This is a genomic window from Vagococcus lutrae (assembly GCF_023299185.1).
In the GTDB taxonomy this organism is placed as follows: domain Bacteria; phylum Bacillota; class Bacilli; order Lactobacillales; family Vagococcaceae; genus Vagococcus_A; species Vagococcus_A lutrae.
Genome location: NZ_CP097017.1, coordinates 578066 through 603444, shown reverse-complemented (window position 1 = coordinate 603444; position 25379 = coordinate 578066). Strand labels below are relative to the sequence as shown.

Annotated in this window: 23 protein-coding genes; 22 read left to right on the top strand and 1 reads right to left on the bottom strand. The window is 38.3% G+C overall.

From position 1 onward, the window contains the following. Positions 1–194 precede the first annotated feature (194 nt). From M2919_RS02850 to M2919_RS02805, 10 genes are all read left to right on the top strand, one after another. Positions 195–1670, top strand: a complete 1476-nt coding sequence (locus M2919_RS02850; protein WP_248849170.1) for a carbon starvation CstA family protein — start codon at positions 195–197, stop codon at positions 1668–1670. A 616-nt stretch (positions 1671–2286) separates the two neighbouring features. Further along, positions 2287–2613, top strand: a complete 327-nt coding sequence (locus tag M2919_RS02845; protein WP_126761800.1) for a hypothetical protein — start codon at positions 2287–2289, stop codon at positions 2611–2613. Beyond that, positions 2600–4546, top strand: a complete 1947-nt coding sequence (locus tag M2919_RS02840) for a V-type ATP synthase subunit I (protein WP_248849169.1) — start codon at positions 2600–2602, stop codon at positions 4544–4546. Before M2919_RS02845 ends, M2919_RS02840 begins: the two co-directional genes overlap by 14 nt. Before the next feature lie 23 nt (positions 4547–4569). Further along, on the top strand, positions 4570–5034 hold the full coding sequence (locus tag M2919_RS02835) for a V-type ATP synthase subunit K (protein ID WP_023605392.1): 465 nt from the start codon (positions 4570–4572) through the stop codon (positions 5032–5034). 29 nt (positions 5035–5063) lie between these two features. Beyond that, on the top strand, positions 5064–5651 hold the full coding sequence (locus M2919_RS02830) for a V-type ATP synthase subunit E (RefSeq protein ID WP_023605391.1): 588 nt from the start codon (positions 5064–5066) through the stop codon (positions 5649–5651). Positions 5652–5662: 11 nt separating this feature from the next. Beyond that, positions 5663–6649: a V-type ATPase subunit gene (locus M2919_RS02825; protein WP_248849168.1), complete on the top strand. Its 987-nt coding sequence runs from the start codon at positions 5663–5665 to the stop codon at positions 6647–6649. Then, a complete protein-coding gene (locus M2919_RS02820; RefSeq protein WP_023605389.1) occupies positions 6639–6956 on the top strand; it encodes a V-type ATP synthase subunit F in 318 nt (105 codons plus the stop codon). Before M2919_RS02825 ends, M2919_RS02820 begins: the two co-directional genes overlap by 11 nt. 30 nt (positions 6957–6986) lie before the next feature. Continuing rightward, positions 6987–8771 carry a V-type ATP synthase subunit A gene (locus M2919_RS02815; RefSeq protein WP_023605388.1) on the top strand — a complete coding sequence of 595 codons (1785 nt, stop codon included), beginning with the start codon at positions 6987–6989 and terminating at the stop codon, positions 8769–8771. After that, entirely contained in the window at positions 8764–10146 is a 1383-nt protein-coding gene (locus tag M2919_RS02810; protein ID WP_023605387.1) for a V-type ATP synthase subunit B, read from the top strand. The genes M2919_RS02815 and M2919_RS02810 overlap by 8 nt, the downstream gene beginning before the upstream one ends. Position 10147: 1 nt before the next feature. Then, a complete protein-coding gene (locus M2919_RS02805; RefSeq protein ID WP_023605386.1) occupies positions 10148–10786 on the top strand; it encodes a V-type ATP synthase subunit D in 639 nt (212 codons plus the stop codon). 75 nt (positions 10787–10861) lie between these two features. Here the strand turns inward: M2919_RS02805 and M2919_RS02800 are convergent, their stop codons facing one another. Next, complete coding sequence (locus tag M2919_RS02800; RefSeq protein ID WP_248848390.1) at positions 10862–12157, bottom strand: ISL3 family transposase; 1296 nt, start codon at positions 12155–12157, stop codon at positions 10862–10864. A gap of 357 nt (positions 12158–12514) precedes the next feature. On the opposite strand from M2919_RS02800, the gene yjeM reads away from it, so the two are divergent. The 12 genes from yjeM (at position 12515) to tsaD (ending at position 25197) form a co-directional block, all read left to right on the top strand. Continuing rightward, the gene (yjeM, locus tag M2919_RS02795; protein WP_126761791.1) at positions 12515–14017 is read left to right on the top strand and encodes a glutamate/gamma-aminobutyrate family transporter YjeM; all 1503 of its coding nucleotides are present in this window, start codon (positions 12515–12517) and stop codon (positions 14015–14017) included. A 327-nt stretch (positions 14018–14344) separates the two neighbouring features. After that, positions 14345–16168: a glutamine--fructose-6-phosphate transaminase (isomerizing) gene (glmS, locus tag M2919_RS02790; RefSeq protein ID WP_248849467.1), complete on the top strand. Its 1824-nt coding sequence runs from the start codon at positions 14345–14347 to the stop codon at positions 16166–16168. A 95-nt stretch (positions 16169–16263) separates the two neighbouring features. Beyond that, the gene (locus M2919_RS02785; protein WP_248849466.1) at positions 16264–16668 is read left to right on the top strand and encodes a GNAT family N-acetyltransferase; all 405 of its coding nucleotides are present in this window, start codon (positions 16264–16266) and stop codon (positions 16666–16668) included. 91 nt (positions 16669–16759) lie between these two features. Further along, entirely contained in the window at positions 16760–17476 is a 717-nt protein-coding gene (locus tag M2919_RS02780; RefSeq protein ID WP_126761787.1) for a glucosamine-6-phosphate deaminase, read from the top strand. A 131-nt stretch (positions 17477–17607) separates the two neighbouring features. Beyond that, positions 17608–18774 carry a galactokinase gene (locus M2919_RS02775; protein WP_248849167.1) on the top strand — a complete coding sequence of 389 codons (1167 nt, stop codon included), beginning with the start codon at positions 17608–17610 and terminating at the stop codon, positions 18772–18774. 16 nt (positions 18775–18790) lie between these two features. Then, a complete protein-coding gene (gene galE, locus M2919_RS02770; RefSeq protein ID WP_248849166.1) occupies positions 18791–19780 on the top strand; it encodes a UDP-glucose 4-epimerase GalE in 990 nt (329 codons plus the stop codon). 2 nt (positions 19781–19782) lie between these two features. Further along, positions 19783–21267, top strand: a complete 1485-nt coding sequence (gene galT, locus M2919_RS02765) for a UDP-glucose--hexose-1-phosphate uridylyltransferase (RefSeq protein WP_248849164.1) — start codon at positions 19783–19785, stop codon at positions 21265–21267. A 14-nt stretch (positions 21268–21281) separates the two neighbouring features. Then, entirely contained in the window at positions 21282–22280 is a 999-nt protein-coding gene (locus tag M2919_RS02760) for a LacI family DNA-binding transcriptional regulator (RefSeq protein WP_248849161.1), read from the top strand. Positions 22281–22432: 152 nt separating this feature from the next. Continuing rightward, positions 22433–23161, top strand: a complete 729-nt coding sequence (tsaB, locus tag M2919_RS02755) for a tRNA (adenosine(37)-N6)-threonylcarbamoyltransferase complex dimerization subunit type 1 TsaB (protein WP_338065017.1) — start codon at positions 22433–22435, stop codon at positions 23159–23161. After that, positions 23145–23687, top strand: a complete 543-nt coding sequence (gene rimI / locus M2919_RS02750) for a ribosomal protein S18-alanine N-acetyltransferase (RefSeq protein WP_248849159.1) — start codon at positions 23145–23147, stop codon at positions 23685–23687. Before tsaB ends, rimI (M2919_RS02750) begins: the two co-directional genes overlap by 17 nt. Continuing rightward, complete coding sequence (rimI, locus tag M2919_RS02745; RefSeq protein WP_170167744.1) at positions 23687–24160, top strand: ribosomal protein S18-alanine N-acetyltransferase; 474 nt, start codon at positions 23687–23689, stop codon at positions 24158–24160. The genes rimI (M2919_RS02750) and rimI (M2919_RS02745) overlap by 1 nt, the downstream gene beginning before the upstream one ends. Next, positions 24157–25197, top strand: coding sequence for a tRNA (adenosine(37)-N6)-threonylcarbamoyltransferase complex transferase subunit TsaD (tsaD, locus tag M2919_RS02740; protein ID WP_023605374.1), 1041 nt, complete (start codon positions 24157–24159; stop codon positions 25195–25197). Before rimI (M2919_RS02745) ends, tsaD begins: the two co-directional genes overlap by 4 nt. Positions 25198–25379 lie beyond the last annotated feature (182 nt).

The following is a 25379-nucleotide window of genomic DNA, read 5'->3' as shown; positions in this document are numbered from 1 at the left end:
CTTAAAAAAGAAAATTTTTTAAGTACTGTTTTTATTGTGATTTTATGAACATTGATATGTAACTCATCCGTGCTAAAAAGTAACTCAACGACAATTAATGTTATTTCATCTTAAAAACCGTCTATTTACCAGTTATTTTAGTACACTTATTATATAAGTAAACGTTTACAAAAGAAAAACAAGGAGGAAATATCATGTTAACTTTACTAGGGGGAATTGCGTTACTAATAACGGGTTATCTGATTTATGGACGTTACATTGAAAAAAACTTTCAAATTGATCCTAATCGTGTCACACCAGCAGAAGCCTTACGTGACGGTTTTGACTTTGTCCCAATGTCAAAAGGAAAAAATGCTATTATTCAATTATTAAATATTGCTGGGACAGGTCCTATTTTTGGGCCTATTATGGGGGCACTTTATGGTCCAGTAGCTTACATTTGGATTGTCATTGGGTGTATATTCGCTGGGGCTGTCCATGATTATATGTTAGGGATGATTTCTCTTCGAAACAACGGAGCGCATTTACCAGAATTAGCAAGTAAGTATTTAGGAAAACCTGTCAAACATGTGGTAAATATCTTTGCTATGTTGTTACTCATCTTGGTCGCGACAGTGTTTGTTACGTCACCTGCCAACTTAATCGATAACTTAACACCTGATTGGTTAGTTTTAAATGTTATTATTGGGTTGATTTTTGTTTACTATCTCATTTCAACTATTCTACCTATCGATAAAGCATTAGGGAAAGTTTATCCATGGTTTGGCGCTATTTTAATCATTAGTACGATTGCGATTGGGATTAGTTTATTAGTAGGACATGGTGGTTCGATTCCGAACTTGACTCCTTCTGCTTTATCTAATTGGCATCCAAAAGGCACGCCAATCTTCCCAATTTTATTCTTCACTATTTCTTGTGGTGCACTTTCTGGTTTCCATGCGACACAATCACCGATGGTTTCACGTACCGTTACAAACGAAAGAGAAGGGCGCTTTACTTTTTACGGCATGATGATTGCCGAAGGGGTTATCGCAATGATTTGGGCAGCAGCTTCTATGACATTATTTGATGGTCAAACATTAAGCAGTATGATTGATGCTGGTACACCATCTATGGTCGTGAATAAAGTATCTTATATGTTACTAGGTAGTTTCTTTGGTACATTAGCGATTGTCGGAGTCATTGTGTTGCCATTATCTTCAGGATTGTCAGCATTTAGAAGTTTAAGAACGATTGTAGCAGACTACTTAAATATTAAACAAGATACACTGAAAAAAATCTTAATGGTAACAATTCCTTTATACTTAATCTCTATTGCTTTAACACAAGTTGATTTCAACTTATTATGGCGTTACTTTAACTGGGCGAACCAAGTAACAGCAGTCATTGCGTTGTTAGTTTCTACTCGCTATCTGTTCTTAAAGGGCCGAAATTACTTTGTGACATTTATTCCAGGTATTTTCATGTTGTACGCCTGTGTCGTGTATATTTTGGCTGAACCGATTGGCTTCCGCTTAGGTTTAGGAACATTGACCTATGTACTAGCAACAGTCTTAACTGCTGCGATGGTTGTTTTATTCTGGAAAACAGGGAAAACACAAAAAGCAAACTTAACACCAGATAGTCCTTTATTAAATGATCATTTACCCATTGTAGTAGAAGGTAAATAGTTTTAGATACAGTCAGTTAGAGGCGACTCTTTCTGACTGTCTTATTTTGAGAGGTTAACTTCGTAAAACCTAACCAAATTATTCAATCGTATTCTCATTTATTTTTAATTTTTTGAAAGAGGGTTGCTTAAAAAAAACCCTGTTTCTTCCTATATATAAGAGAATGAAAAAGTAAAAAAAACTCTTGATTTATTAAATGAGACGTGCTCGATAAGGCACGCCATTATTGCCAATATGTTTGTAATTAGTGAAATTATATGTTAATTTTAAAAGAGTAATATAAGAAAAAGATGAAGTGAAATTAGATGCGACTGCGACTTATTTTCTAAAATATTTCTGAAATAATGAGTCGTTTTCTGCTTTATAAGTGAGATGCCTCTCACTGAAAAAACCTAAAGTTACCAACAACATACACTTCATATGTGGTATTTACTTTAAGAGTTAACCAAGATATAATCAAAGTATCACATAGAAAAAGGAGTGTTATGAAACGGTAAGGTGCAGTGAGTGATAAGATGAAGATTGAACTCATCTTAGGGAATAGGCGATTCACTTAAGCAGATAGATGGAACTTGTCTGTCTTGTATCTGAATCGGATGTAAAAGGAGGGAGTCATTTGGCTAAGGAAGTGTTTGATAAAGTTTATCAAGCGGAAGCAGAAGCAAAACGCATAATAGTAGATGCGAAAGAAGAAGCAGATTTTATTCAACAGCGTGTTAAAGAACAGCTCAAAAATATTAAAGAAAATTATCAACAACAATTGACAGATTACGAAGAAACATTGCAACGTGATTTGCGCTCAGATATTGCTGAGAAAGAAGAAGCAGTTATTGGGCATATAGAAACAGAGAAAGTTCATTTAAAAGAAGCGTTTGAAAAAAATCGCGAAGAAATGACAGATTACATTGTACAGGTGGTGTTAGCACGATATGGCCGTAGCTAAAATGAAGCAAGTGTCGTTAGTCGTGTTGAAACAAGATCGTGCTGAGATGATGGCAGCTATTCAAGCGTTTCAGGGCGTCGAGTTACGTCCGCTTGAAGAAAATGCGACTTTATTTGAAACAGATCGTACTCAACTAGCAGAAACGACACGAAAACTACAACAATTACATAGTGCACAGATGGTCATAAAACCTTTTAAACCAAAGAAGACGATGAGTGAAACGCGTCAAGGTCGTTCCGAATTTACAATGGAAGAACTGACTGCGTTAACACGTGAGAACAAGTTCGAGCAAGTGACTGACGATATTTTGGCACTCGACCAAAAGCGTAGTCAGCTGCAAGGGTTGCGTAAGAAAAATCAAGAAAAACAAACCGAATTGCAACCGTGGTTAAAACTTGACGTGCCGCTCGATGAAATTCCACAACTTAAGCAAACGCAAGCTGAAATTGGGACGGTTTCGAGTGTTATCAAATCAGATTTTATGCAAGCGGTGGAAAAAGAGAAGCGACCTATTTATATAGAAGAGTTATCTGATATAGAAGGAGTTACCTCTTACTTCTTGTTGTATCACCAACAAGATGCGGAAACAGTGGATGGATTGAAGTATCAGTATGCTTTTCAAACAGAGGCATTACCTAAAGGTGGTTTACCTTATGAAACGTTGCAAGATTTAAAAAAAGAAGAACGTGAATTGGTTGAACGTGAAAAGGAAACCATGTCACGATTAAAAGAATTAGCGAAAGAGTATCAGATTCTTGATCTAGCGGAAGAGTATTTTGAAACGCTTCAAATTCGTCATCAAGAAAGTGAGAAATTAAGTCAGACGGAGGCGACAGTAGTTTTAACAGGATGGTTAATTGCGGATGAAGAAGAAGCATTTAAATCCTTTTTAAGTCGTAAGTTTCCGTCAGGACATTACTATTTGACGATTGAAAACATTACAGAAGAAGTAGCAGAAGAAGAGATTCCAGTTGCTTTAACTAATAATAAACTGGTCGAACCATTCGAGATGTTTACTGAGATGTATAGTTATCCAAAATATCGTCAGATAGATCCAACGCCATTTTTAACACCGTTTCAACTTGTCTTTTTTGGCATGATGTTAGCGGATGTGGGATATGGTGCTTTACTGTGGATAGGAACATTTATCTTAAACCGATTCTTTAATCTCGACCGTGGTTTAGCTCGTAGTATTCGTTTCTTCCACTTATTATCTTATGCAACCATTGTTTGGGGAATTATCTATGGGTCAGCATTTGGTGTAGAGTTACCGTTTCATGTCTTATCACCAACCGAAGATGTTATCCAAATACTGATACTTTCTGTTGTGTTTGGTATCATTCAAATTTTAACAGGGTTAGCAATTGGTGCATATGGTTCGTTAAGACAAAATGATATGAGTGGGGCATTGTCGGGTAGTATTTCTTGGTTCTTAGCTTTAACAGGTGTGTCATTATTAGCACTTGGGAAGTTTGCCTTTGAAATGCCAGCTTTAGTCACAGTAGGATTGGCGTTAATTGTGATAGGAGTCTTTTTAATAGTTTTCATGCCCGTATTTACAACAAAGAAATCACGTATTGGTGGATTTTTTGCAGGGTTATGGGAATTATATGGCGCAACCAGTTATATCGGAGACATTGTCAGTTATACACGTTTAATGGCATTGGGATTAGCAGGTGGTAGTATCGCCTCTGCGTTTAATACCATTTTAGCGTTCTTGCCGACTTGGGCTCAGTTTACAATTGGGATCTTTTTAGCATTAGCAATGCACGCGCTTAACTTTTTCTTATCAACTTTAAGTGCGTATGTTCACTCAATGCGTTTACAGTACGTTGAGTTTTTCGGCAAGTTTTATGAAGGTGGCGGTCGAAAATTCGCGCCTTTTAAAGCAGCAGAGAAACACATTTATTTAAAACAAGAAAAAACGAAATAATTTAAAATTCGGAGGAATGAACAATGAGTCTTTTACAAGAAAACATGGGATACTTTTTTACAATGATTGCGATTGGATTAGCAGTAGGATTACCAGGAGTTGGATCAGCTTATGGTGTCGGAACAGCTGGGGAAGCGGCAGCCGCTTTAATCTCAGAACAACCTGAAAAATTTGCTCAGTCACTTATCTTACAATTACTACCAGGTACACAAGGATTGTATGGCTTTATTATTGGATTCTTTATTTTCAACCAAATTGGCGAACCAACTGATATCGTACATGGTTTACATTTAATGGGTGCGGCTTTACCAGTTGCTATCACAGGATTATGGTCAGGTATGCGTCAAGGTCGCGTTTCAGCTGCAGGTATGCAAATTTTAGCTAAAAAACCTGAAGAAACAACGAAAGGTATCCTTTACTCAGCGATGGTTGAGACCTATGCTATTTTAGGATTTGTTATTTCTATTTTCTTAGTATTAGGAGCTTAATCAATAATAGAAGTTGGGAGTAAATAAATATGGAAAACATCGAAACAATTACAGGTTTGATTTTACAAGAAGCAAAATCAAAATCTGCAACCATTTTAGATGAAGCAAAATCAAAAGCAGAAACGTTTTTAAATGAGCAGTCTGCTATTTTAGAACAAGACTTCCAAAAAAGTAAAGAAACAATCAAAAGTAATCTGAATCACCAACATGAAAATGCGATGAATCATGAAGATATGAAAGAGCGAAAACAGTTAGCAAGTTTTCGTCAAGAGTTATTTATTTCTTTGTTTGACGAAGCAGAGCAGCGGATGAATGATTTTACAAAAGAAGAATTGTTTCAGTTTTTTGAAGCCGCAGTAAAAAAATCACTATTGACTGGAGATTGTGAAGTCGTCTTAGGCGAACGTAATAATGCGAAACTAACACAGGCTGATTTAGATCAAGTCGCGAGTAAATACGAAGATTTACACTTAACATTGTCGGAAGAAACGATTCCTTATCAAGGTGGTTTTGTTTTAGTTCAAGATATTATTGAATATGACTTTTTATATCGCTCATTGTTAAATGAAATTAACAAAGATATTGGTGGCGAAATTTTAGCGAAGTTATTTGAATAGGAGGGGTTGAGATGGCAAAGGACACACTAATTCAAACGAATGTCCAAGTATCAGTGCGCGAGTCTCAACTTTTATCTGAAGAGACAGTGGAACGTTTGATTCAAGCAAATAGTTATGAAGAAGCAATCCAAGTCATGTTAGACTCTTCTTATGCACGATATTTTCGTGATAATCAAGCAGCGTCGCTTTCAGATATCTTTGCTCGTATTAGAGTGGATTTGTTAGATTGGGCATATGAAATTAATCAACATCAACTTTATTTAGCGGATATCTTCGCGGCGAGCGAGTTGTTTCATAACGTAAAATGTGTGTTGAAAGAAAAAATTACAGGTCAATCATTGCGTGAGTTGCGTTTAAAGGGGTCACGATATACGATTCAAGAAATAGAATCACTCGTTCAAACCTCTAAGCAAGGACGTCTACCAGACGAAGTTAGAGAGGCTGTTTATCAAGCGATATCATCGTTTGGTGAGTGGCGTTCGCTTCAACGCGTCGAATTGATTGTCGACCAATTTTACTTTGAGTATATTCGGCGTTTAACTAATCAAGCAAATAGTACAGAAGTTACTAGTTTTGTGCAAACATGGATTGATTTACATAACATCGCAGTGTTATTGCAACTTCCTAGAGAACAACAAGATATTGCGCAATTAGCCTTTATAGAAGGTGGCAGTATTAGCGAGTCTAGTTGGATGATGTTATATCAAGAGCCAGTTGAAGCAGCCGGTCAATTTTTTGCTACGACGGATTATCATGGACTTTGGCAACAGGCAGTTGAGCCGGGTGGATTAGATCAATTTGATAAAGCGGTTGATAATTGGTTAATGAAACGCTTGTCGGGTGCGATGATTTCACCATTTGGCGTGGAAAAGTACTTAGGATATATGGTAGCGAAGCAAATGGAAATAAAAAATTTGAGATTGATATTATTTGCTAAACGTTCAGGATTAGCAGAGGATCAGATAGAAAAGAGGGTGAGACGTCGATATGAATTATAAGATTGGAGTAGTGGGTAGTGAGGATGCTGTTTTCCCATTTTCAACACTGGGGTTTGCTACTTTTTCTCCTAAGGAAACATCAGAAATTCGTCGTCAAATTCAACTATTAGCTAAAGAAGGTTACGGTATTATCTATATATCAGAAGATTATTTAGCCAAAGTACCCGAGGTTCTTTCACAATATGACCAAGATATTGTGCCGGTCATCTTACCTATTCCCGCCGTTGCGGATACAGGTCGCCAAAGTTTTGGCAAAGAACGTATTCAAAAAATGGTCGAGCAAGCAGTCGGTACAAATATTTTATAGACACGAATGAATGATAGAGAAGGTGTAGAAATGAAAGCAGGTACAATTATTAAAGTTTCTGGTCCTTTAGTTATGGCTAAAGGAATGGAAGAAGCAAAGATTCAAGACGTATGTTTAGTTGGTGAAAATCAACTGATTGGTGAGTTAATTGAAATGCGTGGCGATATTGCCTCTGTTCAAGTATACGAGGAAACATCTGGAATTGGGCCGGGTGAACCGGTTGTCAGTTTAGGTGAAGGACTATCGATTGAGTTAGCACCTGGTATTTTAACGCAAATGTTTGATGGTATTCAACGTCCACTTGATAAATTTATGGAAGTGACAAATAGTGACTACATGGTGCGTGGGACACAGGTTAAATCACTTGATCATGACAAGAAATGGGCATTTGAAGCTAAAGCGCAGGTTGGCGATAAAGTCGCAACAGGTGACATTTTAGGAACGGTTCAAGAGACTCCAGTCATCGAGCATCGTGTTATGGTGCCGCACGGGATCGAAGGAGAAATTGTTTCAATTTCTTCTGGTGAGTTTACTATTGTCGAGCCTGTCTGTGTGATTAAGACAGCAAATGGAGAAAAAGAAGTGCCAATGCTACAAAAATGGGAAGTTCGTCGAGGACGCCCGGTAGCAGAAAAGAAAGTCCCTAAAGAGCCGATGATTACTGGACAACGTGTCATTGATACATTATTCCCAGTGTTAAAAGGTGGGGTAGCGGCTGTACCTGGACCATTTGGAGCAGGGAAAACAGTCGTTCAGCACCAAATCGCGAAATGGTCAGACGTTGACATCGTAGTCTATGTTGGTTGTGGTGAGCGTGGAAATGAAATGACGGATGTTATCAATGAGTTCCCAGAATTGATTGACCCGAATACGGGCGGCTCGATTATGGAGCGAACAGTCTTGATTGCGAATACGTCGAACATGCCAGTAGCAGCTCGTGAAGCATCTATCTATACAGGAATTACAATTGCCGAGTATTTCCGTGATATGGGTTATGACGTGGCAATCATGGCGGATTCAACGTCACGTTGGGCGGAAGCATTGCGTGAGATGTCAGGACGTCTTGAAGAAATGCCTGGTGATGAAGGATATCCAGCTTACTTAGGTAGTCGTATTGCTGATTACTATGAACGAGCAGGTAAAGCGACTGTCTTAGGTTCTGATGAGCGTGAAGGTAGTATTACAGCGATTGGTGCAGTTTCTCCTCCAGGTGGAGATATTGCAGAACCGGTTACACAAAATACCTTGCGTGTTGTAAAAGTTTTCTGGAGTTTAGACGCTACATTAGCACGCAGCCGTCACTTCCCAGCGATTGATTGGTTGACGTCTTATTCGTTATATTCAAACCCAGGTAGATTATACATTGATCAGCATGTTGCGGATGACTGGAGTCAAATGGTTCAATGGGCAACAGAAGTTTTAAGTGAAGAAAATCGTTTAGAAGAAATCGTTCAGTTAATCGGGATTGATTCATTATCAGGTCAAGACCGTCTAACATTAGAATATGCGAAATCATTGCGTGAAGACTATCTACAACAAAACGCATTTGATGATACGGATACTTATACATCCTTACATAAACAACATACGATGTTAAAAATGATTTACACATTGGCTCAAAAAGCAAATGAAACTCTAGAAAACGGCTTCTACTTTGATGAAATTATGGAACAAACAGCCAAAGTAAGAGAAAAGATTGCACGTAGCAAATACTTGCCAGAAGAAGATGAGGCAGCCTACAAACAAATCTTCGTTGACTTAGAGGACGTGTTTGAAGCAATCAATAAGAAACAGGCAGGTGACTTAGATGATTAAATCATATCGTAGTATCGGTGAAGTAGTCGGTCCGTTAATGGCAGTTGAAAATGTTTCAGGTGTTAAATATGATGAATTAGTTGAAATTGAAATGCAAGATGGCACGATTCGTCGTGGACAAGTTTTAGAAGTCAGTGATGATCGAGCACTTGTCCAAGTTTTTGAAGGGGCAGCTGGGGTTAACTTAGAAGGGTCGAAAGCTCGTTTTATGGGACATCCTTTTATGCTCTCTGTTTCAGAAGATATGATTGGACGTGTGTTTGATGGGTTGGGTGAGCCTAAAGATGGTGGCGAACCGTTAATTCCTGAAAAACGTTTAGATATTAACGGAGAACCTATCAATCCGATGGCACGTGACTATCCTGATGAGTTTATTCAAACAGGTGTGTCAGCCATTGACCACTTGAACACACTCGTTCGTGGACAAAAGCTTCCTATTTTCTCAGCAGCTGGTTTACCTCACCAAGAGTTAGCGGCACAGATTGCACGTCAAGCGAAAGTGTTGAACAGTGATGAGAACTTTGCGGTTGTGTTTGCGGCCATTGGAATTACCTTTGAAGAAGCCAATTTCTTTATCGATGACTTTAGAGAAACTGGGGCGTTAGAACACTCAGTTATGTTCTTAAACTTAGCGAGTGACCCTGCGATGGAACGTATCTCCACACCGAAAATGGCATTGACTGCAGCAGAATATTTAGCCTTTGAAAAAGGGATGCACGTATTGGTTATTATGACTGACTTGACAAACTATTGTGAAGCGTTACGTGAAATTTCTGCAGCACGTCGTGAAGTGCCTGGACGTCGTGGTTATCCAGGATATATGTATACCAACTTAGCTACTCTTTATGAGCGTGCAGGTCGTATTCGTGGAAAGAAAGGGTCTGTAACTCAGATTCCAATTTTAACGATGCCAGAAGGGGATATTACGCATCCAATTCCGGATTTAACTGGTTATATTACAGAAGGACAAATTATTTTAGACCGTTCTCTGCAAGAAGCGGGGGTTAACCCACCGATTGATGCTTTAACGTCATTATCTCGTTTGAAAGATAAAGGGACAGGTGAAGGGAAAACGCGTGATGACCACGCAGCAACGATGAACCAATTATATGCAGCGTACTCACGTGGAAAAGAAGCGAAAGAGTTAGCGGCAATTCTTGGGGAAACAGCCCTTTCAAAAGCAGATCAAATTCACGCTCGTTTTGCGGAACGCTTTGAAAAAGAATACATTAACCAAGGCTTTACAACCAATCGTACGATTGAAGAAACGTTAGACTTAGGTTGGGAATTGTTGTCGATGATTCCACGCGATGAGCTAAAACGAATTAAAGATGACATGTTAGATAAGCATTTAACAAAAGAGGGGCTGATTTAAGGTGAAACGCCTAAATGTACAGCCGACACGGATGGCGTTGACGAAGTTAAAAGAGCGTTTAAAAGCGTCACAACGTGGGCATAAGCTTTTAAAAGACAAACAAGATGAATTGATGCGCCGTTTTATTTCGATGGTACGGGAAGCCAATGAATTGCGTGATGACGTTGAAAAACGTTTGCGTTCTGTTTATGATAATACAACTTTTGCCAAATCAGTGTTTCCTGAAGAAATGATGCGCAATACCTTTTTTCTAGAAAAACCGTTAGCATCCGTTGACATTGAAGAGCAAAATTTGATGGGGCTTTCTGTTCCGAATATGACCTTTAAAAAAGAAGAAGCAGAAGGGACGGCTTTTCTCGTCAATAACCTTGCGTTGAAACAAGCGTCTGAAGAAATGGCTGACTTGTTGCCAGATCTTTTACGTTTGACTGAATTAGAACAGCGATGTGTGTTACTAGCTGATGAGATTCAAAAGGTAAGACGTCGTGTTAACGCGTTAGAGCATTTGACGATACCGCGTCTACAAGTTACGATTCGTTATATTCAGATGAAATTAGAAGAAGGCGAACGTGATAATGTCACACGACTAATTAAAATTAAAGAGCTTGAAGGGCAAAAAATTGCGCCAATCAAGAAATAAAGGCTCTTTGTCAAATAGGACTGATGAATCAAAATGAAGTCGAAAGATGAGTGGAACTTGTTCCATTCATCTTTTTTATTTTACTTCAATGAGGCGATTCATCATGAATATTCTTAATTTCATGTTCTCAAATGATTTAAATCCATAGGATACCCGTTTTAAAGTTTTAATATGTGTGTTTTTAGCTTCAATCTTACCGTTTGAATAAGGATATAGAAGAGAGTTACGAATCCCTTCTTCATAGTTTAAAAGGTTGTGAAGTTTCTTACGAAATTCTGAATCCAATGTTTCAGGTAGTCCTTTTAGTTGTTGGATAAATGACACGTGATTTTTACTTCTGAAAGCATCCATCATATCATGAAAACAGTGATAGGCTTCTTTTAATGGTTCAGAATAAGACAAAAGACGGTCAATCATCATGGCTTCTGTTTGATAAGGATAATGGGGTGCACGGAAACTGCGCCATGTTTTATATTCTGAATGATTGATAGACATTCGGTCCTTCGTTAAGCGACGCCAGTTGGCTTTTAATTTTAGGTAACCTAAGTGGTTATGCTGTTGTTTCAATCGCTTCATTTCCTTAATACGAAAGTCCTGAAAGGCTTTATTACAATGTTTAACCACGTGAAATCGATCAATAATAATCTTGGCTGACGTAAAAACACTCTTCGTCAATTGAAAGTAAGCGGCATTCATATCTGTGACTAATAATTTGACGTCGTTAGGATTCGGATACTTTTTGAAATGAGCAGTCAAATGCGTTAACTTCCGTGAAGGAAGTATATTAATAAGTTTTCCTGTTATACCATCTGCACAAATAAAACTCATGGTGTCTTCTGAAGAACAATGGGAACGAAATTCATCTACCATTAAGACCTCCGGCAAGTACGTTTGATAGGGAGTTGGTAAATAACTTTTTATTGAGCGTAATACCCTAATGACGGTAGTAATAGAAACATGGCATAACTTCGCAATTAAAGTGAATGAGATTTTTTCTTTTAATAAATCTATTATTTTAAGTATCACATGTCTTGAAATAGAGTGTCCTTTCTCGACAAAATAAGGGGTAGCGGTCCAATGATGAGCACAATTTTTACAGGTATAGCGTTGTTTTGCGACGTTCATAATTAAAGGTAAATGATTAAATTGATCAAAACGCACGACCGCTTTTTTCTTACCATTTCTTACGACTACTTGCTTTCCACTTTCGTTATACACCGTTGAACCACAATGATGACAAGGCATTAGTGGGGGTGAAAAAGTAGCGTTGACCACACATGTTTGTTGTCCTTTTACCATTTCGTAAGAAATGTCAGATGTGATTAAATTTGGCTCTATGATTCGAAGTAATTTTTTGATATCATTAGACATGAGCATATCGCCTCCCGTTTGTTTTTTTGTGGTAAATTAATCATATAGGAGAACGGTATGCTTTTTAATACCTAAAATCAAGAAAATTAAAAAAGGGCTGATGAATCACTTTCTGATTCATCAGTCCTTTAAATTATAGAGCCGAAATAAAAAGATACTCTCATTTTTGAGAGTATCTTTTTTTATGTGATATATCTGATGAAGTCGTTAAGTCTCAATGAAAGATTGTTCATTTTAGATAGGGTACTATGAGACTTTGTTCATAACACGAGTAAAGATTTGAAAACGTTATTTTTAAAGGTTAGGCTATTAATGGATATGTCTAACAAAAAATAACTAAAAAGAAAGGTGTTAAGAATGAGTAATACAAAAAAACTGACATTAATCGGACTTATTTTGATGATTTTTACATCCGTATTTGGTTTTGCCAATGCGCCCATCGCTTTTTATCGTATGGGTTATGCTGCGATTCCCTGGTATATATTCGCAGCGATTGTCTTTTTTATTCCGTTTGCGTTGATGATGGCGGAATACGGTGCTTCATTTAAAAATGAGGCGGGAGGTATTTATAGTTGGATGGAGAAGTCGGTGAACCCTTTATATGCCTTTATTGGCACGTTCATGTGGTTTACTTCATACATTATTTGGATGGTTGGTATTTCATCCAAAGTCTGGATTCCATTTACGACGTTGATTTTTGGGGCAGATAAGACACAAGATTTTGCTTTCTTTGGTTTAAATGCTACACAAAGTTTAGGATTACTTGCGATTTTTTGGATGTTACTTGTAACATTTTTTGCGTCAAAAGGGTTAAATAAAATAACTAAAATTACTTCTTTAGGTGGTATTGCTGTAACACTATTAAATGTCGTTTTATTAGTGGTAAGTGTTATTATTTTAATTTTAAACGGCGGACAATTTGCTCAACCGATAGAAGGAGTGCAGAGCTTTATACAATCGCCCAACGCGGATTTTAGTAATGCTTTTTCTATTCTAGGGTTTGTTATCTTTGCTATCTTTGCTTACGGTGGACTAGAAGCAGTAGGAAGTCTTGTTGACCAAACGGAGAAAGCAGAAAAGAACTTTCCTAAAGGAGTCATGATTAGTGCTTTAATTATTGCAGTAGGTTATGCAGTGAGTTTACTAATGTGGGGTGTGAGCACGAACTGGGATATGGTCCTATCAGGTGACCGAGTTAACATGGGGAATATCACATATATATTAATGCATAATCTTGGAGCAGAGCTAGGTCATGCTTTAGGGACAACTGCTGAGACAGCTGCAAATATTGGGCGTCTATTTGCTCGCGTAACCGGTCTATCTATGTTTTTAGCTTATACAGGTGGTTTCTTTACTTTAATTTATTCACCATTAAAAACGTTAATTCAAGGGACGCCAAAAGAAATCTGGCCGGAAAAATTAACGAGAGTTAATGAAAATGGCATGCCTGCATATGCGATGTGGGTACAAGCGGCTTTAGTAATCTTTATTATTGGCTTAATCTCATTTGGGGGAAAAGGTGCACAAGAATTTTATAATGTCCTAACATTAATGACTAACGTTGCTATGACGTTACCTTATCTTTTCTTAGCTGGAGCTTTTCCATATTTTAAAAAGCGAACGGAACTAGACCATTCTTTTGCGATTTTTAAAACAGAACGGACAACAAAATTTGTGACGTGGGTGGTCATGATTACAGTTGGTTTTGCAAATATTTTTACGATTATTGAGCCAATGTTGCGAACACCTCATGCTGCGCCAATGGAAACAGTGTGGATGATTAGTGGTCCTATCATCTTTGCTAGCTTTGCTTTTTGGTTGTATCGTCGTTATGAGAAAAAAATGCAGAAACATCAATAGAAATCTTCACAAAGTCTATCTGAACATTCAGATAGACTTTTTTTACATAGGTTCTTAACTATACCATTTCAAAATAATGCTTGACTTATATTCCGTAAAGCGTTAATATTCAATATGTTTCCAAAAGGATTTACGTTGTATTGGTGTATACCAATTAAGCGCCAGCTCTGTGCAAACAGAAGACGAGGAGAGAGTTAATCGATATGTCGGCGGGTGGCTCTCAGGGTACGCGCTCTTTAGTATTTTAAGAAACCTGATCGTGAGATGAGACTAAACTTAAAGTACATGCGTTTGGAAACACATTAAATAAAGAAAGTTGGAATGTTAATGTGTGGAATTGTTGGAGTAGTAAGTCAGAAAAATGTGAAGGCTATGATTCTTCGAGGGTTAGAAAATTTAGAGTATCGCGGCTATGATTCCGCGGGCATCTATCTGAACAATCATAAAGAACAAGCAGATGTCCTTGTCAAACGTACAGGCCGTGTTGAAAATTTAAAAGAGGCGGTTGAGCAACAATCTATACAATCAGGTGAAAGTGGAATCGGTCATACACGGTGGGCGACTCATGGCAAACCAGAGGAAGTCAACGCTCATCCGCATACATCTCATGATGGTCGTTTTGTGTTAGTTCATAACGGTGTGATTGAAAATTATTTGGCAATCAAAGAAAAGTATGTCGATGATATTCCGTTAAAAGGCGAAACCGATACTGAAATCATGGTAAATTGGTTAGCGAAATTAGTTGCACTAGACTGTCTAAGTCCAAAACAAGCATTAGCTAAAATGATGGCTAATATTGAAGGGTCATATGCATTCGCCATAATCGACCGAGAAAATCCAAGTGAATTGCTTGTTGCGAAACATAAGAGCCCGTTGTTAGTGGCGGTGGGTAAAAGTTTTAATGGTGTCAGTAGCGATGCACTGGCTTTGCTAGATTATACAACAGACTTTTATGAAATCATGGATGAAGAGATTGTGACTGTGACAAAAGATGCAGTTGTGATTGAAAATCTAGAAGGAACAAAAATGATACGCGAGATGATTCATTATGAGCCGTCAGAAGTGACACATGACTTAGGGACGTATTCTTACTACATGCAAAAAGAAATAGAAGAACAACCACTTGTTATGCGTCAATTGATAGCTCATTATCGTGATGAAAATGGACAGATAGCAATTGATCAAGCGATAGTTGAACAATTATCAAACGCTGATCGGATTTTTATTGTCGCGTGTGGGACGAGCTATCACGCTGGATTGGTTGGAAAAGTATTAATCGAAAAACTTGCAAAAGTTCCGGTCGAAGTTCACGTGGCAAGTGAATTTGGCTATCATACACCACTGCTTCCAAAACGTCCTGCGTTTATCTTTTTGAGTCAGAGTGGTGAAACGGCAGATAGCCGTCAAGTGTTAGTAAAAGCGATGAACGAAGGGCATTACTGTTTGACGATTACTAACGTCAAAGGTTCAACATTGTCGCGTGAAGCGAGTCACACGTTGTTACTTCATGCAGGACCTGAAATTGCTGTGGCATCAACGAAAGCCTATACAGCCCAAGTCGCGTTGTTAGCTATTTTAGGTGAAGCAATGGGTAAACAAGCGGCGTACGAACAAGCGTTAATGTTTGACGTCTTTCACGAATTGTCTATTGTGGCACAGGCTATGGAGAGTTTTCTAGAAAGTCAAGACGTCATTGCTGAATTAGTAGACGAGATGTTGACAGATAAGGCTCATGCTTTTTATATAGGTCGTGGCACTGACTATGGGGTGGCGTTAGAAGCCGCGCTGAAATTAAAAGAAATCTCATACATCCACTGTGAAGGTTTTGCTTCAGGGGAATTAAAACATGGTACGATTGCGTTAATTGAAGAAGGGACACCTGTAATAGCGATTATTTCAGAAAAAGTCACAGAAAAACAAGTGAGAAGTAATCTTAAAGAGGTAGAAAGCCGTGGTGCCCGTACTGCCACTATAGTAATGGATGAATTAGCTCAATCTAACGATGACATTGTATTGCCAACTGTTCATCCGTTATTAACGCCACTCATCAGTGTTTTACCAACGCAACTTATTGCATATTATGCTACTTTAGCAAGAGGGTTTGATGTTGATAAACCAAGAAATCTAGCAAAAAGTGTCACAGTTGAATAAGAAAAAATGGAACTTCGCATAGTCGAGGTTCCTTTTTTTAGAGTTGTACGGCTGAGATAGTGTTAAAATAGAGAAAAAGTGTGGAGGAAAAAATGATGCTTAAAGTTACGAAGGTGCTTGAAGAAAAAGAGTTACAGGAATTATATGAAGCGGTGGGTTGGTCGGCTTATACAAGAGATATGCCAACTTTGCAACGGGCAATAAGTCATTCGTTACACGTTGTGACGGCCTGGCAAGATGACCGTCTAGTAGGATTAATACGTGTCGTAGGAGATGGGTTAACGATCGTGTATATCCAAGATTTATTAGTGCACCCAGATTTTCAAAAGCAAGGGATTGGCAGGGAATTAATGAAAGCTATTTTATCGCGTTATTCTGATGTGCGTCAATTAGTTTTGTTAACAGAGGAAGCCCCTGATGTCAGGAATTTCTATGAGGCATGTGGGTTTACTTCGTGCGATCAAGGTCAAACGGTTGCGTTTGGTTTGTTTAGAAGTTAATTTCTTTTGATAAAAAATCAGAGATATCTTGTCAAATGTTTAAAAGTAATTTATAATTGGACTATACCAAAAAAGACAGGAGATAAGCTAAATGAAATTAATTCATGTAGAAAATCAAGTTGAAGGTGGTAAAAAAGCGTTTGAATTAATCCGAGAGGGTATGGAAGAACGTGACGTTAAAGTTTTAGGGTTAGCAACAGGTAGTACACCTATTACGATGTATGAAGCAATGGTGAACAGTGATGTTGACTTTTCTGATATGATTGGTGTTAACTTAGATGAATACGTAGGGTTAGATGGAGAAGATGAGCAAAGCTATCGTTATTTTATGAATGAACATTTATATAACGCTAAGCCATTTAAAGAAACGTATGTGCCTAACGGTGTAGCAGAAGACGCCGACGCTGAATGTGCACGTTACAATCAAATTTTAGCGGACAATCCAATCGACATCCAAGTCTTAGGGATTGGTACAAATGGTCATATTGGCTTTAACGAACCAGGAACGCCTTTTGATAGTGAAACACGTAAGGTCGACTTAGTGGAGTCTACAATTGAGTCGAACAAACGCTTCTTTGCTTCAGCAGAAGATGTGCCAACTCAAGCCTACTCTATGGGGATTGGTTCTATTTTAAAAGCGAAAGAAATTATTTTAATTGCCTATGGTGAAGCGAAAGCAGACGCTATTAAAGGAATGATTGAAGGCGAAATAACAGAAGACTGCCCAGCAAGTGCCTTACAAAAACATGATAACGTGACAGTTATCCTAGATGATGCAGCAGCTGAGAAGTTATCTGAAATTGAATAAGCACGTCATTTAGAAGGAGCATGGCTCCTTCTTTTTTTTATTGTTTATGAAATCGTTTTATAAATACTTGATATCAAAGTAATAATCTATTATAATAAATTTACTAAATATTTACTAGGAGGTTTACTAAAATGGAAAATCACATCAAGCAACAGTTTCAAAAAGTTTTTCAACAAGAACCTGAAGGCGTCTTTTTTTCACCTGGTCGGATTAATTTAATTGGTGAACACACGGATTATAATGGCGGGAATGTTTTTCCTGCTTCTTTGACTATGGGAACTTATGGCGTGGCGCGTCGACGAGACGACCAAGAAATTCATGTATATTCTGAGAATATACCAGAAACCGGTGTGTTAACTTTTTCTTTAGATGATTTAGATTATAAAGCCGATGATAATTGGGCCAATTATCCAAAGGGAATGATTCGTTATATTATAGAAAAAAATTATCGCATACCTGTAGGAATGGACATCTATTTTTACGGGAATATCCCTAATGGCGCTGGGTTAAGTTCGTCGGCATCTATTGAATTGCTGACAGGTGTTATCGTCCGCGATTTGTTTAACTTATCTATTGAGATGTTAGACCTCGTTTTACTTGGTAAAAAAGTGGAGAACGAGTTTATCGGTGTTAACTCTGGTATCATGGATCAATTTGCGATTGGTATGGGGGAGAAAGATCATGCCTTATTACTTGATTGCCAAACACTAGAGTATGAAAAAGTACCTGTTCATCTAGATGGCTATGTTATCGCGATTATGAATACTAATAAACGTCGTGAATTAGCGGATTCAAAATATAATGAGCGTCGCGGTGAGTGTGAAGCGGCACTTGCTATTTTACAAAAGGAAAAAGCTGTTGACAGTTTAGGCGCATTGGATAATGAAGCGTTTCATCAATTAACTCCTCTGTTACAAGAACAGCCTAACTTACTTAAACGAGCTCGTCACGCTGTTAGTGAAAATCAACGTACCTTAGAGGCGACGGCAGCTCTCAAAGAAAACGATCTATTAACATTTGGACGATTACTGAATGATTCTCATCGTTCTTTAAAAGAGGATTATGAAGTAACCGGAAAAGAGCTAGACACGATAGTCGCTGCAGCTCAAGCGCAACCAGGGGTAATCGGTGCAAGGATGACGGGAGCAGGATTTGGTGGCTGTGCCATTGCGATTGTGCCAGAAAACACTTATAATCAGTTTGTAGAAAACGTTGGTCGTCAGTATCAAAAAGAGATAGGCTATGAAGCAAGTTTTTATCAAGCTAAAATTGGTGACGGAGCGAAACGACTAAGTTAAAAATGGAGGAAAGACAATGACTATTTTAGTACTAGGAGGAGCCGGTTATATCGGATCCCACGCTGTCGATTTATTGATTGGACAAGGATACGACGTGGCTGTTGTTGACAATTTGTTAACAGGTCATCGCCAAGCTGTTCATCCACAAGCAAGATTTTATCAAGGAGATATTCGTGATAAGGTATTTTTAACTTCTGTATTTGAAAAGGAAAGTATTAGAGGTGTGATTCACTTTGCAGCAAGTTCAATTGTACCAGAATCAATGAAAGACCCACTAATGTATTTTAATAATAATGTTCAAGGTACACAGGTTTTATTAGAAGTGATGAATGAGTTTGATGTTAAAAATATCGTCTTTTCATCAACAGCTGCGACCTATGGAAAAACTAAAGAATCTCCTATCAAAGAAACAACACCAACCAACCCAGAAAGTCCATATGGTGAGAGTAAGTTGATGATGGAGAAGATGTTGAAGTGGTGTGATGAGGCGTATGGAATTAAATATGTCGCTTTGCGTTATTTCAATGTTGCCGGAGCAAAACTAGATGGCACTATTGGTGAAGATCACACACCTGAAACGCATTTAGTTCCGATTATTTTACAAACCGCTCTTGGTCAACGCGAAAAATTAATGATATATGGGGATGACTATGACACGCCTGATGGTACTAATATTAGAGATTACGTTCACGTTGTCGATTTATGTCAGGCTCACATTTTAGCTATTAATTATTTATTTGACGGAGGTCAAAGTGATGTCTTTAATCTAGGGAGCAGTCAAGGGTTTTCGGTTAAAGAAATGGTGGAAGCAGCACGTGCAATTACGGGTGAAGTTATTCCAGCTGAAGTCGGTCCAAGACGTGCAGGCGACCCAGATAGTTTGATTGCATCACCGGAAAAAGCACAAAAAATATTAGGATGGGAAGCGCCGCATACAAATGTTGAAACGATTTTTTCATCTGCTTGGCAATGGCATCAAGGGCATCCTAAAGGGTATGAGGCATAAGTATGAAAACCAGTCAATTAATCTATGAATTTGTATCTTATGCGATTAAGTATGGTGGTTGGATGGAAATGGACCGTGTTTATTTAACTAACCGTACTATGGCGCTTGTTGGAGTGAAAGAGCTGGAAAAAAATAGCGGTGAGACGACTGTCAATGCGGATATCGATACGCTCGTTTCTCAATTAGTTGAAGTAGCGTTAGAACAGCAAACAATTAATGATATCGCGTATGAACGGGAAATGTTGGAGGGGCGATTAGGTGATTTATTAACACCACCGCCTTCTGTACTAAACGCCTTGTTTGCACAGCAGTATAATGATGATCCTAAAGTGGCAACTGATTATTTTTATGAGCTGAGTCAGGTAAATCAATATATTAAAACTAAAGCCATTCAAAAAAACATTGTTTTTGATTATCCTAGCCGCTATGGGACTTTAGAAATTACGATTAATCTGTCTAAACCTGAAAAAAATGCGAAGTCGATTGTCGCGGAACAACGTCAAGCGAAACGCGCCTACCCGACGTGTATGTTGTGTATGGAAAATGAAGGGTACGAAGGAGATGTTGATTATCCGGCACGTACAAATCATCGTATTTTACGTTTGAATTTAGACGGTGAGAGTTGGGGAATGCAGTATTCTCCTTATGCTTATTATAATGAACATTGCATTTTCTTGTCAGAAGAACACCGTCCGATGACGATTTCAGAGAAAACGGTGGCACGACTATTGAAAATTGTCGAGGTTTTCCCTCATTATTTTGTCGGCTCAAATGCTGACTTGCCTATTGTAGGTGGCTCGATTTTGGCGCACGATCATTACCAAGGCGGACGTCATACATTTCCAATGGCTAAAGCTGAAAATGCTTGGACGTTCCCATTAATCCTATTCCCTAAAGTGAGCGCTGCAGTAGTGAATTGGCCGATGTCTGTTATTCGCTTACAAAGTGCAAGTCAAACAGATTTGGTTAAAGCAGCTACCTACATTATGAAGCAATGGGAAAATCATGATGATTTAGATTTAGGAATTCGTGCTTTTTCAGAAGACGGTACGCGTCATCATACGGTCACCCCGATTGCAAGAATGCGTGATAATCAGTATGAACTTGATTTAGTTTTACGTGACAACAATACGTCGGAAGAGCATCCAGAAGGGATTTTTCATCCACACCGTGATGTACAACATATTAAGCAAGAGAATATAGGGCTGATTGAAGTTATGGGCTTAGCTATCTTACCTCCGCGTTTAAAACAAGAATTAAGTGAGGTAGAGGCATATCTACTTGGCGAAACAACTGACGTTGCAGAGATTCATCGAGATTGGGCGCGTGAAATGAAAGGAACTTATAACGTAACGAAAGAAAACGTTACGGAAATTATCCAAAAAGAAGTAGGCAAAAAGTTTGAACGCGTTCTTGAAGATGCTGGTGTCTATAAACAAACAGCAGAAGGACAAGCTGGATTCAAGCGATTTATTGATAAATTGTAGAAAGTGGTGGGAAGATGGCGACTATTAAAGATATAGCAAAGCAAGCGCAAGTCTCGCCAGCTACAGTTTCACGTGTGTTAAATTATGATAAGACGCTATCAGTCAGTGATGAAACGAAGCAACGTATTTTTGAAGTGGCAGAGGAACTCAATTACACTAAACATCAAAAAAAGACGCTTAAAAAAATGCCCGAAATTTTATTAATACAGTGGTACAATCAGCAAGAAGAGCTGGAAGATCTCTACTATCTCTCGATTCGAATGGGGATTGAAAGAAAAGCGAAAATGCTTGGGGTTCAATTGTCCGTGTGTCAACTATCGGATTTTCCTATTGAGAATATGACGGCTGACGGTATAATCGCTCTAGGCAAGTTTTCAAAACGAGAGATGGCGATTATCCAACGCATCGCCTTACCAAAACTTTTTGTTGATTTTGATAGCATGTCCTATCAAGAACATTCGTTGGTCGTTGATTTTGAATTCGGGGTAATACAAGCACTTGATTATTTAGTTGCGAATGGGCATTACTCAATTGGGATTTTATCTGGTCAGGAAAAAACGAAAGATAATCAAGAAATCATCGCGGATAGCCGGTTGCAAGCTTTTCATCGTTGGCAAAGTCAACAAGAACACGCGATTGATGTGGTTGAGTTAGTCGCAGATTTTACGGTTGATGGTGGCTATCAAGTCATCAAAGAATGGTTAAAACAAACAGCTAGCAAACCAAGTGCACTATTTATAACAAGCGATGCTATGGCGATAGGGACGTTAAAAGCACTCGAAGAAGCTAATATTTCGGTACCGATGGATATGAGCATCATAGGGTTTAATGATATTAGTGTGGCTAAGTATCTTTCGCCTGCTTTAACTACCATTCAAGTACCGACAGAATGGATGGGGGAACAAAGTGTGGAAGAGTTACTCGCACTGATGACTCAAGAAAAAACTATTACCAAAAAAACAATGTTTGCTCCAAAACTTATGATACGTGAATCAGTGAGTACCTTACTTTAAAAATTGAAATCTTTGTAAAAAGAGAGTGGCTTGCATGCAGTGACACCTAAAAAGTCAGACTTTTAGGTAGCATGGCATAAGGCCCCTCTCTTTTTAGTTTCATTAAAGTATGCTACAATATAGCAGAATTATGCACGGAGAATGGGGAGTAAATGATGAAAATTTTAGCAATTGACACTGCCAATCAATCTTTTTCAGTAGCAATTCTAGAAGAGGTTAAACTGTTAGCTGAATATCGTTCCACTATTAAGAAAACACATAGCGCACGTTTAATGCCTGCTGTGGAATGGTTGATGAAAGAAATAGGCATGAAACCTCATGAAATTGAGCGGATTGTAGTGTCTAAAGGGCCAGGTTCCTATACAGGTTTAAGAATAGGAGTGACGACGGCTAAAACATTAGCGTGGACACTAAACTGTGAGCTAGTTGCGGTATCAAGTTTAAAAGCGATAGCAGCTAATACCATGCCTAAGTCTGATAGTTTAATCGTTCCATTAATCAACGCGCGACGTGAAAACGTTTATAGTGGTGCGTACCGTTGGGTTGATGGTGAGTTAACAACGGTTTTAGAAGATAGACATGTTGGGCTGTCGAGCTGGTTGAAAGAACTAATAGCGTGTGAGACACCGATTATCTTTATAGGCGAGGACGTTAGCTTATTTGCCGATACCATTAGAAACGCTTATCAAAATGACGACGTTACATATGAGTTTTCTGATAATGTTCTTTCAGCTGCGAGTATGGCGCGAGTCGCTATCAATGAGTCTAAAGTTAAGGATGTTCATCAGTTTGTACCGACCTATTTAAAGCGTGTTGAAGCAGAAGAAAAATGGCTAGAAACACATGAGGAACAGATTGATAATTATGTTAAGAAAATTTAAACAAATGATACGTATATTGGCAAAGAAGGATTATCAAATAGCAGCACAACAGTTACAGTTTAATCAACTCAAAGGACTGGAAATAAAAGACGTAACCTATACCGATATAAAGCATTTGATAAAGATTCAAAAAGCGGTATATGAAGGTGTAGCTCCATGGGGTAGAACAGTATTTTTATCGGAGTTAAATGGAATTCATCCGACTTACTATCAATTATTCCGTTTTCAAGAGACACCTATTGGTTTTTTTGGCGTTCGTTTTGAAGAGAAAAATGGGCATATTACGAATGTTGCGATTTTGCCTGATTTTCAAAATATTGGAATCGGCTCGCTCATGCTATCCATGATAATAAAAAAGGCGGTAGAGTATCAGTGTGACACACTTACTTTAGAAGTGCGTAAAAGCAACCTTAACGCTAAACGACTGTACCGTCGCTTTGGTTTTGAATCCCGTTCCATTAAAAATCGTTATTATGTAGACGGTGAAGACGCGGTATTTATGGAAAAAAGATTGGAAGAATTATGATGATGTACCAAAAAATAGATTTAAAAGTTACTTCGCATCCATTATTAAGTGAAAAACTCTTAGAACTGAGTGAGCAAGCATATCCGCATGGCTCGCCTTGGAATGTTTCCCAGTTTGAACAAGAATGGTCGCTCCCATACAGTCATTTATGGCTTGCTTACGATCAACAACAAGTAATAGGTTTTTTGAATATACACGTGCTAGCGGATGAAGCAGAAGTAATGAACATTGCGGTTCTTCCTAGTTATCGGGGGCAGAAAGTGGCACAAACTTTATTTAAATATAGCTTGGACTTTTGTCAAAGTGTTGAGGTCAGTCGCATGTTTTTAGAGGTACGTGTTACGAACTGGTCAGCTAAACACCTGTATCAAAAAGTTGGTTTTAATGTTATTGGTACACGAAAACAATACTATGCTCATCCGACTGAAGATGGTGAGATAATGGAAATTAAATTGAATAAGGTGAAAACATGAAACAAGAATCAAAAGAAGAAGTGAATCCGCGCACGTTGATATTATCAGTAGAAAGTAGCTGTGATGAAACAAGTGTCGCTGTGATTGCTAATGGGAATGAAATTTTATCCAACATTGTGGCATCACAAGTGTTAAGCCATCAGCGCTTTGGTGGTGTCGTTCCTGAAGTCGCTAGCCGTCATCACGTGGAACAAATTACATTATGTTTAGAAGAAGCTCTTGAAACAGCACAGGTTACACCAGAAGACTTAACAGCGGTGGCGGTAACAGAAGGTCCGGGATTAGTTGGAGCATTGTTAATCGGTGTGAGTGCAGCGAAAGCCTTTGCGTTCGCCCATGAGTTACCGCTCATACCTGTCAATCATATGGCTGGGCACATCTATGCGGCTCGCTTTGTCCAACCGCTTGAGTTTCCACTTGTTGCGTTATTAGTTAGTGGTGGACATACTGAACTCGTGCTCATGCCTGAAGATGGTGTGTTTGAGTTGATAGGAGAAACACGGGATGATGCCGCGGGCGAAGCTTATGATAAGGTAGGACGTGTGATGGGCTTAAACTATCCAAGTGGAAAAGAAATAGATGATTTAGCGCAAGAAGGGGAAGATGTTTTTAACTTTCCGCGTGCTATGATACATGAAGAACACTATGATTTTAGTTTTAGTGGATTAAAGAGTTCATTTATCAATCTCTATCACAACGCTCAGCAGCGTGAAGAAGTATTGAATCATGCTGACTTAGCTGCAAGTTTTCAGCAAAGTGTGATCGATGTTTTAGTCGATAAAACCGTTCGGGCATGTGGTGATTATCAAGCCAAACAATTAATTGTAGCTGGAGGCGTTGCAGCCAATCGAGGATTGCGAGCTGCTATGACCGAAAAAATGGCTCAGGAATATCCAGAAGTCCCGGTTATTTTTCCGCCATTAAGATTATGTGGCGATAATGCTGCGATGATTGGTGCAGCAGGATATATTGCATGGAAAAAGCAACAATTGGGCACGCTAGACTTAAATGCTAAACCTGGTTTGTCATTATCTTAAAAAAGGCTTGACATTCGTATAAAAAAAGATTAGAATTAATAGTTGCAAAACCGAGCTTATAAACAGATAAAACCTGAGTGAAATATTGTCCATTCGGCGTTTTTAAATAGAAAGCAAAAATAGAAACTCAAAATTTAAGAGAAAATTCTATTTTTGTCTTTTTTTTGCCTTAAAAACTAGGC